Raw genomic sequence first — 18803 nt, 5'->3', positions numbered from 1 at the left:
TGAATGAACAGGCGCGGTCGGGCTCAAGCTTTTCCTACAATGCGGAATGGGTGTATCGGCTCGGCAGGTAAACACTACTGAAGAATGGGAAATCGCTTACAAGGAGGAAATGCAAAATGGATTGGTTCAAGCAGATCGGCAGGATTAAGTATGAAGGCCGGGAAACGGGGAATCCGTTAGCTTTCAAGCACTATAACCCGGACGAAATCGTTGCCGGCCATACGATGGAGGAGCATCTCCGTTTCTCCGTCGCCTATTGGCATACTCTGACGGGTAATGGGAGCGATCCGTTCGGCACCGGGACGATGATAAGGAGCTGGGACCGTTATTCGGCGATGGACTTGGCCAAAGCGAGGGTGGAGGCAATGTTCGAATTCATCGGCAAGCTCGGAGTTCGCTACTTCTGCTTCCATGACCGGGATATCGCACCCGAAGGAGACACCTTGCGGGAGACAAACCGGAATCTGGATACGATCGTGGAGATGATGCGCGGCTATATGAAGAGCAGTGGGGTCAAGCTGCTGTGGAATACCGCGAATATGTTCCATCACCCCCGGTTTGTACACGGGGCAGGGACGTCCAGCAACGCGGACGTGTATGCATATGCGGGGGCCCAGCTTAAGAAAAGCTTGGAAATCGGCAAGGAGCTCGGGGCCGAAAATTATGTGTTCTGGGGCGGCCGGGAAGGCTACGAAACGCTGCTGAACACCGATATGGAGCTGGAGCTCGACAATCTGGCAAGATTGTACCGCATGGCGATTGACTATGCCCGTGAAATCGGTTTCGACGCACAGTTTTTGATTGAGCCGAAGCCCAAGGAGCCGACGAAGCATCAGTATGATTTCGATGCGGCCACGACGATTGCTTTTTTGCAGCGCTACGGTTTGGCTGACCATTTCAAGCTGAATCTGGAGGCCAACCACGCCACGCTGGCGGGCCATACTTTCGAACATGAAATTCGTGTGGCGCGCATGTACGGGATGCTCGGCTCGCTCGATGCCAATCAAGGGGATTTGCTGTTGGGATGGGATACGGATGAGTTTCCGACAGATCTGTACATGACGACGCTGACCATGGTCGAATTGCTGAAGAATGGAGGATTGGGAAGAGGAGGAATCAATTTCGATGCGAAGGTGAGACGGGGCTCGTTCGAGTCTGAGGATTTGTTCTACGCGCATATCGCCGGCATGGACTCCTTCGCCAAAGGGCTGAAAGCGGCGGCCAGATTGATCGAGGAGCGCATTCTGGATTCATTCATCGAACGGAGATACCGGAGTTTCCGGGAAGGAATCGGGGAGCAGATCGTCTCGGGGAGAGCGACGCTGCATACCTTGGAGCAGTACGCGATGCAGAACCGCGAGATCCGCAACGAATCCGGGAGGCAGGAATGGCTGAAAGCGGCCATCAACGAGGTCATTTGCTCGGTATAATCGACAGCTTGCGTTATATAGTGGAGAAATAGGACGAAACGAATTTTAAGCCAGGAGAGCGTTATTATGAAATATGTTATCGGCATCGATTTGGGAACAAGCTCCGTCAAGACGGTGCTGGTCAGCCGGGAGGGGGAGGTCTGCCATGAAGCATCGCGGGAATATCCGCTTATCCAGCTACAGTCCGGCTACAGCGAGCAGGACCCCGAAGAGTGGGTTCGGCAAACGAAATTATGCTTGAAGGATCTGCTGCTCCGTGCGGCTGTTCCGCCGGAAGCTATTGAAGGGATCAGCTTTTCCGGGCAGATGCACGGGCTTGTCCTATTGGACGAGGAGCATAGACCGGTTCGTCATGCCATCCTTTGGAATGATACAAGAACGACGGCACAATGCCGGGAAATCGAGGCAAAGCTGGGTGACCGGCTGCTGGCGATTGCCAAAAACCCGGCTTTGGAAGGCTTCACGCTGCCCAAGCTGCTGTGGGTGCGTGATCGGGAGCCGGAATGCTTCCGCCGAGCCGTTACATTTGTGCTGCCCAAAGATTATTTGCGCTACCGGCTGACCGGTCAACTTCATATGGACTATTCCGATGCGGCAGGAACGCTTCTGCTGGATGTGGGTGCCAAACGCTGGAGCGAAACCATCTGTGACAGTCTCGGTCTGCCGCTAAGCCTGTGCCCTCTGCTGGTAGAGTCACATGACTGCGTCGGGCATCTGCTGCCCGAGGTGGCGCTAGAGACTGGACTGCTTACTGATACCCGGGTATTCGCCGGGGGAGCGGATAACGCTTGCGGAGCGGTCGGAGCGGGCATTCTGAGCCCGGGGGAGACGCTGTGCAGCATTGGTACGTCGGGGGTTATTTTGTCTTGCGAGACGAACCGCGATGCAGATTATCAGGGGAGGCTTCATTTCTTCAATCATGCCAAGCCGGATGCTTATTATGTGATGGGAGTCACCCTTGCTGCGGGTTATAGTTTAAGCTGGTTCAAAAACATTTTTGCGGCTAATGAGAGCTTCGGGGCTTTAATGAAGCTGGCGGAATCGGTTCCTCCCGGTGCCAACGGCCTGCTGTTTACCCCTTATGTAGTCGGCGAACGCACCCCGCATGCGGATTCGCTCATTCGCGGAAGCTTCATCGGAATGGACAGCGCCCACACGAAAGCGGATTTCGTTCGGGCCGTAATGGAGGGGATCACTTTTTCCCTTCATGAGTCGGTGAAGCTGATGCGGGACGGAGGCAAGACCATCGACACAGTCGTATCCATCGGAGGCGGTGCCAAGAGCGAGATCTGGCTGCAGATGCAGGCGGACATCTTCGATGCGGCAGTCGTCAAGCTCGGGAGCGAACAGGGCCCGGCTATGGGAGCGGCCATGCTGGCTGCCTACGGCTGCGGGTGGTTTGCCACGCTGGAAGAATGCGCCGCCCGGTTCATAACCCGGTCGAACAGGTACGAGCCGCGTCCGGAGGCGCGGGAGAAGTACGCTCGGCTATTTGATATCTACCAAGAGGTGTATGGAGCTACGAAATCATTGAACGCCAGGCTGCTGCCGTTCCGCAGGGGCCGTTAAATCTCGTTACGCTTGTTTGCAGGAGCGAAGAGGGAGCGGATCGTCCGCCCCGCCATATCATTTGGAGGGAGCTGAAAGATATGGAACTTATCCGTATTGGGATGGTGGGCTACAAGTTTATGGGGAAGGCGCACAGCCACGCCTATCGTGATCTGCCGATGTTCTTTCCGCACGCGATTAGGCCGGTCATGAAAGCGATTTGCGGTCGGGACCGGACGGCTGTCGAGAAGGCTGCACAGCAATTCGGTTGGGAAAGCTGCGAAACGGATTGGAGGGCTCTGGTGGCCAGAGGAGACATCGACCTGATCGATATTAATGCGCCGAGCAACGTACATAAGGAGATTGCGGTGGCGGCGGCCAGGGCCGGCAAGCACCTGTTCTGCGAGAAGCCGCTTTCGGTTTCGCTGCCGGAGGCGAGGGAGATGCTGAAGGAGGCGGAACGGGCAGGAGTGAAGCATATGATTGGCTTCAATTACCGGTTCACTCCGGCCGTCCAATTGGCGAAGAAGCTCATCAGCGAGGGACGTCTCGGGCGGATTTTTCATTTCCGCGCGTGGTTTCTGCAGGATTGGATTATTGATCCGCAGTTTCCGCTCGTCTGGAGGCTGCGGAAGGAGATAGCCGGGTCCGGCTCGCACGGCGATTTGGGGGCGCATCTGATCGACCTGGCGCATTACTTGGTCGGGGAGATTCAGAAGGTGATCGGCATGAGCGAAACCTTCGTCACCGAGCGCCCGCTGCCCGATTCGATGACGGGATTAAGCGGGAAAGGAAGCAAGGATGCGCCCAAGGGTAAAGTGGATGTAGACGATGCCACCTTATTCCTCGCACGCTTTGCGAACGGTGCTCTGGGAAGCTTCGAGGCAAGCCGTATGGCTCCCGGACACCGCTGCACCAACTCCTTCGAAATTAACGGAAGCCTGGGAAGCATCAAATTCGATTTCGAGCGGATGAACGAGCTGCAGGTGTATTTGACGGATGACGACGAAGATATTCAAGGCTTCCGCCGGGTGCTGGCAACCGATCCCGCGCACGCTTATATGGATGCCTGGTGGCCGCCCGGCCATACGATCGGCCATGAGCATACTTTCATTCACGAAGTGTTGGAATTAATGAACGCAATTCGTGAAGATCGCCAGCCTCAGCCGAATTTCGCGGACGGCGTTCTCTGCCAGGAGGTGCTGGAAGCAGTGGAGCGTTCGATTGCGGAACGGCGCTGGGTCCGTATGGCGGAGCTCTCGGAAGACGAGTCGGAGGAGGGGATAGATCGATGAAACGGGCTTTGATTGTTCACGGAGGATGGGAAGGCCATCAGCCAGAAGAGGTGGCCGAATTGCTGGCGCGGGAATTGAGAGAAGAACAATTTCAGGTAGATCTCTCCGATACGCTGGACAGCTTTCGGGATAAGGAGAAGCTGGCCGACTATCATTTGATTGTCCCGGTTTGGACGATGGGGAAGATCTCCAAGGAACAGTTAGTTCCGCTGCTTGAAACCGTCGAGAGCGGGACCGGTATTGCCGGCTGCCATGGAGGGATGGGAGATTCCTTCCGCAATGAAACTCAATGTCAGTTTATGGTCGGCGGTCAATGGGTGCTCATCCCGGCGGGGACGGAGTTCATTATGACGTGGTCATCACGGAGCCGGAACACCCGATTATGCAGGGGATAGACGATTTTCACGTCTGCTCCGAACAGTATTATATGCACATAGATCCGGCTATCCGGGTGCTCGCCACGACCCGTTTCGGCGAGGTAGAGATGCCTGTTGCCTGGACGAAGACATATGGGGCGGGCAAAGTTTTTTATTGCTCGCTGGGCCACCAGGCGGATATCGTCGCCATGCCCCCGGTGCTGCGCATGATGCGGCAAGGGATGGTATGGGCGGCGAAGTAATTAGTTGCTAAACAGAGGAGCGGTCGAACCGGAAAAGTGCTGTTGATGTTCATCGGTATACCGGAGATTGTCTGGCGAAACGGTTGAAGTGAAGATTCAGAGGGCGGTGTTCTGATCAATGGTGGTCGTGCTCAATATATCTGATGATTATCCCCTTCGATCAGGTAGCGGAAAATAATCGCTGTGAGCATTATGTTTGGTGAAAAGTGCACGAAGAAGAAGGTTTGGAACTGGGATGTGGCCTTATTCGATGTATCTGGTTAATATCCCCTTTGATCAGGTGGCGGAAAATAAACGCTGGAAGCATTATGTTTGGTGAAAAACACACGGAGAAGAAGGTTTGGAACTGGGATGTGGCCTTATTCGATGTATCTGGTTAATATCCCCTTCGATCAGGTAGCGGAAAATAATCGCTGGAACATTATGTCTGGTGAAAAACACAAGGGGAAGAAGGTTTGGAACTGGAAAAGCGGCAGCGGTCGCATCGTTATCCTCGGATTTCAACCTTCAATAATAAATTCTTTAGAAACTGAGGATAACAGCGATTGGAAGTCAAACCTGTCTCGAAGTGCCTCGTCACGCCAGAGCGATAGCAAGTCTAAACTTTACGGGGGGTTCCTGATAATGTTCCGTCCATCGGAAGACACGTAAGTTATAGGAGAGTGGTAAGTTCATGGAAAAAGTCAAAGTCGGAATTATCGGCTGCGGCAAAATAAGCGGAATCTATATGCAAAATTGCCGGTCCTACGATTTGTTAGAGGTGAAAGCCTGTGCGGACCTGGATTTGGAGAGGGCTCGTGCCAAGGCTGAAGAGTATCAAATCCCTGTAGCCTGCAGGGTGGAGCAGCTTCTCCAGGATCCGGAAATCGAGATCGTTATCAATTTGACTGTCCCCCAGGCTCATGCGGGCGTCTGCCTGGCTGCTCTGGATGCGGGCAAACATGTCTATGTGGAGAAGCCGTTGGCAGTAACCGTAGAGGATGCCCGGCAAATCTTGGACAAAGCGAAGGAAGCCAATCGGCTTGTGGGCTGCGCTCCCGATACATTCCTGGGTGGAGGAATCCAGACGTCCCGGAAGCTGATCGATGACGGCTGGATCGGCCAGCCTTTGGCCGCTTCTGCCTTTATGATGAGCGGTGGACATGAATCCTGGCATCCCGACCCGGAATTCTACTATTTAAAAGGCGGGGGCCCTATGTATGACATGGGACCTTACTATTTGACCGCTCTGATTCACCTTCTCGGACCGATCCGCCGGGTGACCGGTTCCGCCCAAATTTCCTTCGCGGAAAGAAGAATTACGAGCCGGCCCAAATATGGTCAAGTTATTCAGGTAGAGGTACCAACCCATGTGACGGGTATTCTTGATTTTGCCTCCGGGGCAGCAGCAACGATGATAACGAGCTTCGATATTTTGGGAGGCTCCACCCTTCCAAATATTGAAATATACGGCAGTGAAGGAACGATTAGCGTACCTAATCCGAATACTTATGACGGTCCTGTCCGGATTCGCAGAAAAGAGGCTAAGGAGTGGAGCGAGGTTCCGCTAACCCACGGTTATACAAGCAACAGCAGGGGGCTGGGAGTATTGGATATGGCTTATGCCATCCGCAGCGGAAGAGCGCATAGGGCAAGCGGTGAGCTGGCCTACCATGTTCTGGAAGCTATGCACGGGATACACGAGGCGGCGAGAGAAGGTAAGCACTATGCTATGAAAAGCGACTGCGATCAGCCGGCCCCTTTGCCGATGGGGCTGCCGGAAAACATGCTGGACCGTTAAATGAATAGGAGTGAGGAACAGCCGATTAGGAGAATCCAGTCTCTGAAATCGGCTGTTTATTTTCTGATAGGAGCAGTGGAATAATCTCGAAGACTTCTCAGCAAAACTATTGTCACGGACGGATAATCTACTATTTTTTAAGAGTTAATCATTTTCCCCAATCCAAACTAAGTCCGGATTCATAGATTATAGCATTAAGAGAAAAGGAGGTTATTCCGTATGGAGAAAATAATCTCGGAAATGGTAGAGTCGGAAGCTGAAATCAGCAGCAAATCCGGCGGTAAACGTGGAACCCGCGGCACTCGCGGCAAACGTGAAACTCGCGGCACCCGCGGTAAACGTGAAACTCGTGGCACCCGTGGCACTCACGGCAAACACAAAACAGGAGACGAACACAAAAGTAAACACAAAAAAGGCGGTACCCACGGAACTCGTGGTACCCACGGTACTCACGGTAAGCACTGGTAAACGGCAGCTTGTTGCCCGTCAAGGATCAGATCAATCCGGACTGAGGAACCGCCGGCTAACCTGGCGGTTCTTGGGCATTGGCCGTTTCCCGGGATACCGACTATGCATACAGTGATTAGCAGAAGCCTATCTGACCAAGATAGGCTTTACTTAATTTTCCCTGCATACAGTCTCTAAGACATAAGAGAGCTGCTGCAGCTTTTACGTATGCTTGGTAAAATTCGCTGCGAGTATCCGGAAAAGGGTGAATGACTCATGACTATGCCGGTAAGACAAATTATGATCAGTGACAGCTCGTGGAAATGGCTGCATAAGGATGTATGGAGCGATCAGTTTGCTGAAGCCTTTTACAAAAAGTCGGGGAAAAGGGTACCGATTAAAATCCGGGTAAGAGGAGGTCATACGCGGACCTATCCCAAAAAATCTTACTAAATCCGCAGTAAAGGGCGCACCGTTCATTTGAACGCCGAATTCGACGATCCGTCGATGATCCGCAATGCCTTGTCCTTCCGTTTCTTTGAACGGATCGGGGTTCCGAGCCCGAGGACGAGCTTCTCCCTGCTGGAGATTAATCGGAAGAACAGGGGGGTCTATCTGGAAATCGAGGCGGTGGACCGGGCGTTCTTCAGAAGAAGGAAGATTCCGTTCCAATCCCTGTTTTATGCTACGAATGATGACGCCAATTTCGGGTTGATCAGCCCGGAGACGAATCGCAGCAAATCGTCACTTTTTGACGGGTACCATCTAATCATCGGCGGCGAAGAGGATCGAAACCGGCTTAAGTCTTTTATTTCCAATCTCAATTCTCTGGGCAAAAAAGAACTATGGACTTATTTATCTACAAATCTGGATATTGACAATTATTTGCGCTGGTTAGCCGGTGCGGTACTGACGGGAAATTACGACGGGTTTAATCAAAATTACGCTCTTTATTGGCATAAAAAACGCCGCTGCTTCCGAATCATCCCTTGGGATTATGAAGGAACCTGGGGAAGAGACAGCTACGGCAAATATTTCGGCAGCCGTCCGGTGCCGATTACCGGAAGAAATACGTTAACCCACAAGCTGCTGGCTTATCCTTCCGTGCGCAAGCGCTACAAAGCCATCCTCCGTCAAATCCTTAAAAGCTCTTTTACAACCAAGAAGCTGTCCCCTCTCATTAATCAGCTCCATGGAAGCATAAGCAAATATGTGGAAAACGACAAGACCCGCGAACATTCCCCGCAGCAGTTTCGCCGTGAGCGGAATTTTATAAAGCAGTATATTAAGAAAAGGAGAAAAGTCATCCTTGAGGAAATGGCCAAGCTGTAATAGCAGTGAACAAAGAGACGGCTCGTAATCTTAATGAAGTGTGAGCGAGTGTCGGCTGCTTCATGACCGCTCTCTGGAGGAAGAGCGGACGATCAGCTCCGGGGGCAGAATGATTTTGCGGTAATCCTCCCCGGATTTGTCCTGAATCCGTTCGATGAGCAGCTGAATGCCCAGCGCCCCAAATTGATAAGCCGGCTGAGCCGCCACGGTTAGAAAAGGATCAATGACCGAGCTTTCGCCCAAATCATCGAAACAGACGACGGAAATCTGTTCGGGAACCGGAATTCCTCTAGCCCGCAGAGCACGAATAACTCCTATCGCCAAAAAATTGTTAGCCGCAAAGATCGCCGTAGGAGGATCGTCCAGTTGAAGCAGTTCATCCAGCGACGAATCGTCCGCGAAAGGCTTGTAGCCGAATTCCGCCACCAGCCGGTCATCGTAAGGAAGATCGTTCAGCTTGAGAGCTTCTTTGTACCCGGCAAGTCGATGGCGTGCGGTTGAGACCTGAAGAGCTCCGTTAATCAGAGCAATTCGCTTATGACCAAGAGAGATGAGATGCTCGACGAGCTTGCGCGCCCCATCCTTGCTGTCCCCGAGCACCATGTCGGTTTCGAAGCCGGGAACCTCCCGATCGAGCAGCACTAGCGGAATATTGTGCTTGCGGAGAGTGTTCAGATGCTCCAGAGAGCCGTCTCCCGCCGGGGCAAACAATACGCCGTCCACCCGGGCCGTCAGCATCATGTCCACATATTCCTTCTCCTTGATCAAGTTTTCATCACTATTGCCGAACAGCAGCTTATACCCGCACCGCTTGGCCGCATCCTCCGCTCCCCGGGCAAGCGTTGTATAGAACGGATTCGTAATATCGGTAATGAGAAGGGACAAAATTTTTGTTTCCTGCAGCACGAGGCTTCTCGCCATCGAATTAGGAACGTAATTCATCTCTTCCATGATTCGTTTGACCTTCATCCGGGTTTTTTCGCTGATGCGCCCGGTGTTATTGATAACTCTGGATACCGTCATGGCGGAGACGTTCGCTTTTTTCGCAATATCGTAGATTGTGACCACTCATTCTCGTCCTTTTACTTTAAGATTAACGATATTTTATCACACTGGGGAACTGAAGTTAATCAATGGCCTGCAATAACCCCTTTGATTATAGGCTTTTTTTCTAAGAGTCGCCAATACGTCCCTCGCCATTGAATCGGTTACGGCTGCAAGTGTCTGCTCCATTCAAGGAATTTGCGTTAACCCGAAAATAAGGATTGACAGCTCGAAGTGGTATTGTTATTTTGGAGTTATCGATAACATTCCAATCGAGAGAGGATTGATGATTATGGCAGGACCCATTCAGGCCGGAGCGGAAGCGCTGGTCATGGATGCCAAGGATCATGTGGCTACGGCTATCAAGGATTTGAAGCCGGGGGATCGGATTACGTACCGTGTGGCTAATGACGTTCATTCGCTAACCATTATGGAAGCGATTCCGTTCGGGCATAAGGTGGCGATTGTTCCTATCCCTGCAGGCACGCACGTCTGCAAATACGGAGAAGTTATCGGCCGGGCGACCGGTGACATCGCCAAGGGATGTCATGTTCATGTCCATAATGTGGAAGGGATACGCGGACGCGGAGATCAAGCACAAGCTGCGGGAGGGACGGGAGTATGAGTACATTTATGGGGTACCGGAGAGCGAACGGAGAGGCAGGGATACGCAACCATCTGCTGATTATTCCGACCGTAATTTGTTCTAACCAGGTGTGCAGCAGAATAACTCAGCTAGTTCCGGATACGGTAGCGATTCCTCATCAGCATGGATGCAGTCAAATTGGTGCGGACAAGGAACGGACATTTAATGTTTTGGCAGGCACAGGCCGTAACCCTAACGTCGGAGGGGTTATCATTGTAAGTCTCGGCTGCGAAGTGGTGGACCCGATTGCTCTGGCGGAGGCCATTAAGGTTACCGGTAAACCTGTAGAGGTGTTTGATATTCAATCGGTCGGGGGATCGGTGAAGGCTATCCAGCATGGGACCGAGCTGGCGAAGCGGATGCGGCAGGAGCTGGACCGACAGGAGAAGGTCGAGATTCCGCTCAGCGAGCTGAAGGTAGGGGTAAAATGCGGAGGCTCTGACGCGACCTCCGGACTTGCCTCGAATCCGGCGCTCGGCGTGGCCGCGGACCGTCTGATTCAACAGGGAGGCAGCATTGTCATCGGCGAGACGACGGAAATTATCGGAGCGGAGCATGTGCTTGCCGGCAGGTGCCGGACTCCGGAAATATCGGAGCAGCTGTATCATATCGTTAACCGGTTCGAGAAGGAAATCGAGCGGATGGGAGCTGATATGCGCGGGGGAAATCCGAGCCCCGGCAATATTGCCGGCGGCCTGACGACGATCGAGGAGAAATCGCTTGGCTGCATCAGCAAGTGCGGTACGGCGCCGATCGAGGGAGTCATAGAGTACGCCGAGCAGATTCCCGGCCAGGGGCTTTACTTTATGGATTCGCCCGGCAACGATATCGAGTGTGTCTCCGGAATGGCCGCAGGCGGAGCACATATCGTCTGCTTCACTACCGGGCGGGGCACGCCAACCGGATCCGCTGTCGTGCCGGTGATCAAGATTACGGGTAACAAGCAGATGTATGAGCGGATGACCGACAACATGGACGTTGACGTCAGCGATATGCTGACAGGAACGCTGAGTCTGGAGGAAGCCGGGGAACGCATCTGGGAGGAAATTCAGGAGGTCAGTCGGGGCAAGCTGACGAAGGCAGAAATACTGGGGCACCAGGAATTCAGTATTAACCGGATCGGTCCGAGCCTATAGCCGGACAGAAGCTTTTTGCCCAATGAGGTGTTGAAGCAAAAGGCAGGCGAAGGCGGAAGCATGAAGCCGGGGCTGCTGAAAGCTGCCGGGAAAAGCTTAGTTGATTCACGGAATTATAGATAAAAGCCCGCGACGATTGAGGGCCAGTATTCATGTTTTCATTGCTATACCTGCGGAAGGGGAGAATAAAGTGAAAAGATTGGAAAAGCGAATTGCGCTCGTCACTGGAGGCAGCCGCGGTATCGGAGAGGCTATCGTGCTTAGATTGGCTGAAGAAGGAGCGGACGTGGCCATCAATTATACGTCCGACCGGTCCCGCGAACTGGCAGAAGCCGTCAAGGCCAAGGTGGAAGCTCTAGGCTCAAGAGCAGTGGTAGTGCAGGCCGATGTCGGCCGTAAAGATCAGGTTCTGGCGATGTTCGAGCAGGTCGAGCAGGAGCTTGGCGAGGTGGAAATTTTGGTAAACAATGCCGGAATTGCTCCGTTTGAGCCCTTTTTGAAGATAAAGGAAGAAACCTGGGACCGCACTTATAACACTAATGTCAAATCGATTTTCCTCTGCTCGCAGAGGGCGGCGGAGAAAATGGTGAATAAACGGTACGGGAAAATCGTCAATGTCCTGTCGACGGCCAGTCTGATGGTGACGAGCCCGGTCATTCCCCATTATCAATCCTCGAAGGCAGCCGCTCACATGCTGACCAAAGGAATGGCGATCGAGCTCGGCAAATATAACATTAATGTGAATGCGGTAGGCCCAAGCACGGTCGATACCGATATGTGTACCGATTATTTGGCCGATCCTTCTATCCGCCAGAAGGAGATTGAAGCGAATCCGATGAAGAGACTGGGTACGGCTAAGCAGATCGGTGACGCTGTTGTTTTCTTGGCGTCCGAGGAAGCGATGCAGGTGAACGGCCATTTGCTGATGGTGGACGGCGGATTGACTGTCAAAGCCGCGCAGCCGGAAGATCATATGGAAAGATAAGAAAGTCGTGCGGTGGGAGAATTCGCTGCCTATGGAGCGAGGCAGAAGGATATGGATCCGTTGATGGCGGCGTCTTTGAGAGGGAGGATGAAGGATGACGGCAAGATGGCAGTACAGGACGACAACGGAGACCGATGTCCTGGCGGATTGGGGCGAGCAAGGCTGGGAGCTGGTCAGTGTGGTATTGGTAGACGGGCGGGAAAAGCTCTATTTCAAGAAGCCCGCCCCATCCATACGCGAGCAGATTACGCTGGAGCAACGAAACCAGGTCATCGGTGGCGGCAAGGAGGATGAACGGAAATGAAGAAAAGCGGAATTCTCCATCCGGAATTGAGCCGGATTTTGGCGGAAACCGGCCACACCGACCTGATCACAATTAGCGATAAAGGATTCCCGGTGCCTACGTCCGTAGAAAGGCTGGACCTGGCGCTGGTGGATGATCTGCCCACCGTCATGGATGTTCTGCAGGCCGTGAACCGGGAGTTTATTATTGATCGAATCATCGTCACGGAAGAAATGCTTGCGGCCAGCCCTGAGCGCTTCGCGGCTATGCAGCAAATCGTTCCCGGAGTCGGCTGGACCATTGTGCCTCATGTCAGATTCAAGGAGATTTGTCCGGAATCCAGGGCTGTCATTCGTACAGGGGATACGACGCCCTATGCCAATATTATGATCGTATCGGGGTGAAGGGCGGTGAGTAAGCCGGAGCCCATGCATGAGCGGTACATATTATAAACGGAGTCAGGAGGTATAACGATGAGATTGAAGGACAAAGTGTGTCTGATTACCGGATCCGGTTCGGGAATCGGGCAAAGCACCGCCCTGTTATTCGCCAGGGAAGGCGCACTCGTAATCGTTAACGATCTGGATGAGGAGAAGGGCCGGGAGACCGTCAAGCAGATTGCAGAAGACGGCGGGGAAGCTATCTTCCTGAAGGCGGATGTAACGAGCCCCGAGGAAGTTAAGGCTACGGTTGCTCAGGGGATAGCCAAATGGGGAAGGATTGACGTGTTGTTCAACAACGCCGGCATCAGTGGAGTCGGCGCTCTCCATGAGGTGGAGCCGGAGAATTGGGACAAGGTGATGAGCATTAATATCAAGGGAGTATATCTGCCCTCTAAATATGTGCTGCCGCATATGATGGAGCGCAAGGAAGGCTCGATTATTAACATGTCTTCCTGTATTGCCGAAATCGGCTTGGCCCGGCGCGCTTCTTATGCAGCGACCAAAGGTGCGGTTCTGGCTCTGACGAAATCGATGCAGGTCGATTATGCCCCGTATAACATTCGGGTCAACGCGCTCTTGCCCGGTACGATTCTGACACCGTTCGTCGAGAATTATTTGCGGACGTCTTATGACGATCCGGAAGCGGCTATCGCATCGCTTAAGACACGCCAGCTCAGCGGCGAGCTGGGAAGGCCGGAGGATGTGGCCAAGGCCGCCTTGTTCCTGGCATCGGACGAATCGAAGTTTATGATGGGCTCTCCCCTATATATTGACGGTGGAGTCGTGTTTGGCAAAAATGCATAGGGAAGAAGTTACTCTTGTAGCCGGGAGGGATTAGATTGCAAGAGGTTATAGCAGACCCCGCGTTAAACAGGAACAGGCTTTGGTATCGTCAGCCGGCCGCCCAATGGGTCCAGGCGATTCCGATCGGCAACGGCAAGCTCGGCGGGATGATATTCGGCAGAATGGCCGAGGAGAAAATTCAACTGAACGAGGATTCAGTCTGGTACGGGGGACCGATGGAGAGAGACAACCCCGACGCACCGGCGCATCTTGCGGAAATCCGCAGACTGTTGTTCGCGGGACGGCCCGAGGAAGCTGAACGGCTGGCGCGAATGGCGCTAACCTCGTCTCCCAAATATTTCGGTCCCTATCAGCCGCTGGGCGATTTGAATTTATATTTTTCCGGCCAGCAAGGGAAAGTAGAGGATTACCGGAGAGAGCTCGATATGGATGCGGGGGTGGCCCGGGTCGAATATACGATCGGCCAGGTGAACTATACTCGCGAGCTGTTTTGCAGTGCCGTAGACGACGTGATGGTTATCCGGCTGCTCTGTGACAAGCCCGGAGGATTAACGCTCAGCGCGAATCTTAGCCGGCGGCCCTTCGACCGCGGAACGGTCTCGATTGGCGATGATTCGATCGTGATGGCGGGGCAATGCGGCCCGGACGGGATCGAATATTGTGCGGCACTGCAAGCAGTCAGCGATGGCGGAAGAGTGCGGGTTGTCGGGGATTTCCTCGCGGTTGAGGAAGCGGACTCGATTACGCTCTATCTCGCAGCGGCAACGACATACCGCCATGAGCAGCCGCTGGAAGTATGCCGCGGAAGGTTGAAATCCGCCGCGAATACGGCCTATCCAGAGCTGCGCAGCCGGCATGAGCAGGATCACCGAGCTTTATTCCGGAGAGTGGAGCTGCGGCTGGCTGATCTGGAGGATGCCAGCAGGAGGTCTTCCATGCCTACGGATGAACGATTGGAGCGGGTTCAGGCCGGGGAACCGGATCATGGCTTGATCGAGCAGTTTTTTCAATTCGGCCGTTATCTGTTAATGGCCAGCTCCCGCCCCGGCTCGCTTCCGGCCAATCTTCAGGGCATCTGGAACGATAATTTTACCCCGAGCTGGGAATCGAAATATACGATTAATATTAATACGGAGATGAATTATTGGCCCGCCGAGGTTTGCAACTTGGCGGAATGCCACGCGCCGCTTTTTGACTTAATCGACCGCATGAAGGCCAGCGGGCGCCGAACGGCATCCCGAGTGTACGGGGCTAGAGGCTTCGTCGCTCATCACAACACCAATTTGTGGGGAGACACGGCCATGGACGGAGCCATTCTCTCCTCCATTATTTGGCCGATGGGCGCGGCTTGGCTGTCGCTCCATCTATGGGAGCATTACCGCTATGGGCTGGACAAAAATTTCCTTGCGCAGCGGGCCTATCCCACGCTTAAGGAGGCATGCGAGTTTTTCCTCGATTATTTGGTCGAGGATGAGCAGGGCCGTCTGGTGACCGGCCCGTCCCTGTCGCCGGAGAACAAATATTTGGCTGCCGGCGGCAGCCAAGGCGTACTATGCATGGGGCCGTCGATGGATTCGCAAATATTGTACGCCCTCTTTACAGCGTGTATAGAAGCGGCAGAAATTTTGCATGAGGACGAGTCGTTCCGCCAACAGCTTCAAGCAGCGAGAAGCCGTCTCCCGCAGCCGCAAATCGGAAAGCACGGGCAAATTATGGAGTGGCTTCACGATTACGACGAACCGGAGCCCGGGCACCGGCATATTTCACAATTGTTCGCGCTCCATCCCGGGGAACAAATCAACGCTCGCCAGACGCCGGATTGGGCCGTTGCGGCGAGACGGACGTTAGAGCGAAGGCTGGCCCATGGGGGCGGGCATACCGGGTGGAGCCGGGCATGGATCGTCAACTTCTGGGCGCGGCTGGAAGATGCTGAGCAAGCTTATCAGCATCTCTATGCGCTTCTGGCCCAATCGGTGCTGCCGAATCTGTTCGGCAATCATCCGCCGTTCCAGATCGACGCCAACTTCGGCGGAACGGCCGCAGTTGCCGAGATGCTCCTGCAATCGCACGGAGGAGAGCTGCGGCTGCTGCCTGCCTTGCCGGCTGCATGGGCAGACGGCCATATCCGCGGCTTGCGGGCGCGAGGCGGCTTCGAGGTGGATCTGGAATGGGCCGCAGGCCGCTTGACCCGAGCCATCCTCCGCTCCAATGCGGGCAGCCGCTGCACTCTGCGCAGCGATCAACCGTTGGTGGTCCATAGCGCGGGGCAAATCATCAGCACAGTCTCGCCGGAAGCCGCCTTATATGCTTTCGACACGCAGGCCGGGAGTGAATACGAGGTATTGGCTGCCGAATAACGGGTTCGTCTGATGATGAAAAGTTCCTGCGGAAAAGGGTGAGTGGCTCCTGGGCGGGAAAATTACTAGCAAAAAAAGGAAACATAGCTCAAAGACGAGCAAAAGTACATTAAAATCAGGCCCTTTTTCCAAAAAAGGGCGAAAGACGATCAAAAGTGCATTTCTTTTTGATAAAATGGAGCGATTTCGCCAAAATCGCTCCGAAGACCTGCACAATTGCTCTAGAATAAGTCACTTGGCCGCTTTTGCGGGAAAAGACCTGCACAATTGCTCTAGATCGGGGCGTGGCGCCGCTTTGTCGAGGGAAGACGTGCACAATTGCTCTAGAATAGGCCACTCGCCCACTTTTTCAGGAAAAGACCTGCACAATTGCTTTAGATCGGGGCGAGACGCCGCCTTTTACCGAAAAGACCTGCACAATTGTTCTAGAATAAGGCACTCGGCCACTTTTTCGGGAAAAGACCTGCACAATTGCTCTAGAATAGGCCACTCGCCGCCTCTTCCCCAAACGGTCTGCAGATTTGCACGTAAACGTTTGTCTCCCATCATAGATTTCTCGCATGTACGAACGTAATAAGTTCCAATTACCATAAGAAATCGTCGGAAAAACTACGAATTAACTCATATCGATAGACTTTGGAACTTACCTTGCCTGGAATAGGACGAAGCTTGTTCTTGGAGCAAAGAGTACGCAAAAGCCGCACAGCAGTCCTTTGATTTACTTGAAACTTTTTCACCACATCGATCGGTCGAATGGGCCGTCGAAGTTGAAAGGCCAGAAGCAACACGTCTCTTTCTATAAAAAGGGAGCGTTCGGCTTCTTTCTCACTTAACATATAGCGATTTAATAGTATTCTTAGCAAGCTTCTCGTTAATTCGGGACGTGATTCCACGTCGTCATAAGGAATGGATACCACACGAAACCCCAGACCTTGTAGAAATGTCTCCCGGTTCAATTCATCGCAGTACCGTTTACGGTCCATGTTTTGGATATGAGGCCCGAATCCTTTTACTTCGAACGCAATTTTGGTATGTCCGGGGAGCCAAGCAAAGTCAATGAAAAAGGGTCTGCCCCGCCAATCAGGAACTTCATATTCAGGATGAAGATGGTCAAAATTCCCATGAAGCGGCCACCATACATTTTGCAAAAATTTAATTTCCCCGTGACTATGTCCTCGTTCCAGCCTTCCTCTTCTCTCACCTGATCTTCTTTGCAAATGATCATTCAACCATTCCGCATGCTTCTCTTTAAACTCCAAATAAATCCCTCCTCCAAAAAAATAAAACGCCCCTAATCCATCGAAGAGATGAATAGGGACGTTCTTCGTCACTTTATAACTCTATATTATCATGTATACAATGGAATCGGAAGAATAGCTTATTCAGTTTTTTGATTTAGTATTACGGTAAAATTTAATAGTAATTTTTACCGACGATTACCACAGGTTCATTGGCGGGAAAAAGGTAACGTGGAAAAAGTGGCTCACTAGGTGGGAAAAGTTAAAGCGGGAAAAAGGTAGTGTGGCTCATGGGCGAGTAAAATAAAGTGGAAAAAGGGAACGGGACTCATGAACCATTAAAGCAGGGAAGGTAGCTCATAGGTGGGAAAAGTTAAAGCGGGAAAAGGGTAGTGTGGCTCATGAGCGAGTAAAAATAAAGTGAAAAGGAAGCATGGATCATGGGCGAGAAAGATTAAAGTGTGAAAAGGTGAATGGCTCGTAGGCGAGATAAGTAAAAGTTGAAATGGAAACGAGACTCATGAACGATTAAAGCAGGGAAGGAAGCTCATAGGTGGAAAAAGTTAAAGCGGGAAAAGGGTAGTGTGGCTCATGAGCGAGTAAAAATAAAGTGGAAAAGGAAACGGGACTCATGAACGTGTAAAATTAAAGTGGAAAAGATGGCCTATGGGCGAGAAAGGTTAAAGTGGTGAAAAGGTGAATGGCTCGTAGGCGAGATAAGTAAAAGTTGAAATGGAAACGAGACTCATGAACGATTAAAGCAGGGAAGGTTGCTCATAGGTTGGGAAAGCTCGAGCGGTAAGGAAGCATAGCTCAAAGACGAGCAAAAGTACATTAAAATCCGGCCCTTTTTCCAAAAAAGAGCGAAAGACGATCAAAAGTGCATTTCTTTTTGATAAAATGGAGCGATTTCGCCGAAATCGCTCCGAAGACCTGCACAATCGCTCTAGAATAGGGCGTGAAGCCACTTTTACCGAAAAAGACCTGCACAATCGCTCTAGATTAGGGCATCGCACTCCAGATTTCCCCCAAAAGACCTGCGGATTTCACGTAAAACCGAGCCCCTCCACCAGGTAATATTGAAATCCATGAACCGTGCCCGACTGGGAGGACAAGTTGCAGCACTAAGATAACGAAGCCTTACGCCCAGCATTAACCCCACCTGCGCAGCCGCTCAACATCATCAATGGACTTGGACGACCAGCCTATATAGTGCCGTAACATACCGAGAAAACGATGGGGGAGCAGGATTGATATATCCTCAAAGCTCTCTTATAATGGTAATAATGATAATCATTATCAAAAATGGATCCAAGTTTTACCAATTTACATTAACTAACATGACCTATGCACTTCGAGGTAATCCTTGGTAAATTTCCGGTTTTGGCGTAGTCCAAAGAAGCACCAAATAATGCT

16 protein-coding genes and 1 pseudogene are annotated in these 18803 nt (G+C 52.4%); 15 read left to right on the top strand and 2 right to left on the bottom strand.

The annotated features are described in order from the left end of the window. Nucleotides 1–116 precede the first annotated feature (116 nt). From xylA to FS806_RS00050, 8 genes and pseudogenes are all read left to right on the top strand, one after another. Complete coding sequence (gene xylA, locus FS806_RS00080; protein ID WP_144931918.1) at nt 117–1430, top strand: xylose isomerase; 1314 nt, start codon at nt 117–119, stop codon at nt 1428–1430. A 66-nt stretch (nt 1431–1496) separates the two neighbouring features. After that, nucleotides 1497–2999: a xylulokinase gene (gene xylB / locus FS806_RS00075; RefSeq protein WP_144931916.1), complete on the top strand. Its 1503-nt coding sequence runs from the start codon at nt 1497–1499 to the stop codon at nt 2997–2999. Nucleotides 3000–3079: 80 nt separating this feature from the next. After that, entirely contained in the window at nt 3080–4273 is a 1194-nt protein-coding gene (locus FS806_RS00070; RefSeq protein ID WP_144931914.1) for a Gfo/Idh/MocA family protein, read from the top strand. After that, nucleotides 4270–4892 (top strand): annotated as a pseudogene (locus FS806_RS00065) (ThuA domain-containing protein). Before FS806_RS00070 ends, FS806_RS00065 begins: the two are co-directional and overlap by 4 nt. Nucleotides 4893–5565: 673 nt before the next feature. Continuing rightward, the gene (locus tag FS806_RS00060; protein WP_144931912.1) at nt 5566–6672 is read left to right on the top strand and encodes a Gfo/Idh/MocA family protein; all 1107 of its coding nucleotides are present in this window, start codon (nt 5566–5568) and stop codon (nt 6670–6672) included. Between the two features lie 219 nt (nt 6673–6891). Next, entirely contained in the window at nt 6892–7140 is a 249-nt protein-coding gene (locus FS806_RS00055; RefSeq protein WP_144931910.1) for a hypothetical protein, read from the top strand. A 255-nt stretch (nt 7141–7395) separates the two neighbouring features. Beyond that, entirely contained in the window at nt 7396–7572 is a 177-nt protein-coding gene (locus FS806_RS26955; protein ID WP_313960557.1) for a hypothetical protein, read from the top strand. A 27-nt stretch (nt 7573–7599) separates the two neighbouring features. Beyond that, nucleotides 7600–8451, top strand: coding sequence for a CotH kinase family protein (locus FS806_RS00050; protein WP_313960556.1), 852 nt, complete (start codon nt 7600–7602; stop codon nt 8449–8451). 60 nt (nt 8452–8511) lie between these two features. On the opposite strand, the gene FS806_RS00045 is transcribed toward FS806_RS00050, so the two are convergent. Continuing rightward, nucleotides 8512–9519: a substrate-binding domain-containing protein gene (locus tag FS806_RS00045; RefSeq protein WP_144931908.1), complete on the bottom strand. Its 1008-nt coding sequence runs from the start codon at nt 9517–9519 to the stop codon at nt 8512–8514. A gap of 268 nt (nt 9520–9787) precedes the next feature. On the opposite strand from FS806_RS00045, the gene FS806_RS00040 reads away from it, so the two are divergent. From FS806_RS00040 to FS806_RS00010, 7 genes are all read left to right on the top strand, one after another. Then, nucleotides 9788–10120, top strand: coding sequence for a UxaA family hydrolase (locus FS806_RS00040; protein WP_144931906.1), 333 nt, complete (start codon nt 9788–9790; stop codon nt 10118–10120). Next, nucleotides 10117–11277, top strand: coding sequence for a UxaA family hydrolase (locus FS806_RS00035; RefSeq protein ID WP_144931904.1), 1161 nt, complete (start codon nt 10117–10119; stop codon nt 11275–11277). Before FS806_RS00040 ends, FS806_RS00035 begins: the two co-directional genes overlap by 4 nt. A gap of 190 nt (nt 11278–11467) precedes the next feature. Continuing rightward, a complete protein-coding gene (locus FS806_RS00030) occupies nt 11468–12262 on the top strand; it encodes an SDR family NAD(P)-dependent oxidoreductase (protein ID WP_144931902.1) in 795 nt (264 codons plus the stop codon). Between the two features lie 94 nt (nt 12263–12356). Beyond that, the gene (locus tag FS806_RS00025; protein ID WP_144931900.1) at nt 12357–12566 is read left to right on the top strand and encodes a hypothetical protein; all 210 of its coding nucleotides are present in this window, start codon (nt 12357–12359) and stop codon (nt 12564–12566) included. Continuing rightward, nucleotides 12563–12949: a D-ribose pyranase gene (gene rbsD / locus FS806_RS00020; protein ID WP_144931897.1), complete on the top strand. Its 387-nt coding sequence runs from the start codon at nt 12563–12565 to the stop codon at nt 12947–12949. The genes FS806_RS00025 and rbsD overlap by 4 nt, the downstream gene beginning before the upstream one ends. Nucleotides 12950–13018: 69 nt before the next feature. Continuing rightward, complete coding sequence (locus FS806_RS00015) at nt 13019–13792, top strand: SDR family NAD(P)-dependent oxidoreductase (protein ID WP_144931896.1); 774 nt, start codon at nt 13019–13021, stop codon at nt 13790–13792. 35 nt (nt 13793–13827) lie between these two features. After that, nucleotides 13828–16149 (top strand): glycoside hydrolase family 95 protein, encoded by a 2322-nt coding sequence (locus tag FS806_RS00010; RefSeq protein ID WP_225312588.1) that lies wholly within the window; start codon nt 13828–13830, stop codon nt 16147–16149. A gap of 584 nt (nt 16150–16733) precedes the next feature. Here FS806_RS00010 and FS806_RS00005 read toward each other — a convergent pair. Beyond that, nucleotides 16734–17408 carry a hypothetical protein gene (locus FS806_RS00005; protein ID WP_144931894.1) on the bottom strand — a complete coding sequence of 225 codons (675 nt, stop codon included), beginning with the start codon at nt 17406–17408 and terminating at the stop codon, nt 16734–16736. Nucleotides 17409–18803: the final 1395 nt, after the last annotated feature.

The organism is Paenibacillus sp. 32O-W (genome assembly GCF_007679495.1).
Classification (GTDB): Bacteria; Bacillota; Bacilli; order Paenibacillales; family NBRC-103111; genus Paenibacillus_L; species Paenibacillus_L residui.
The sequence above is the reverse complement of the archived record's forward strand: the minus strand, read 5'-3'. Positions and strand labels throughout refer to the sequence as shown.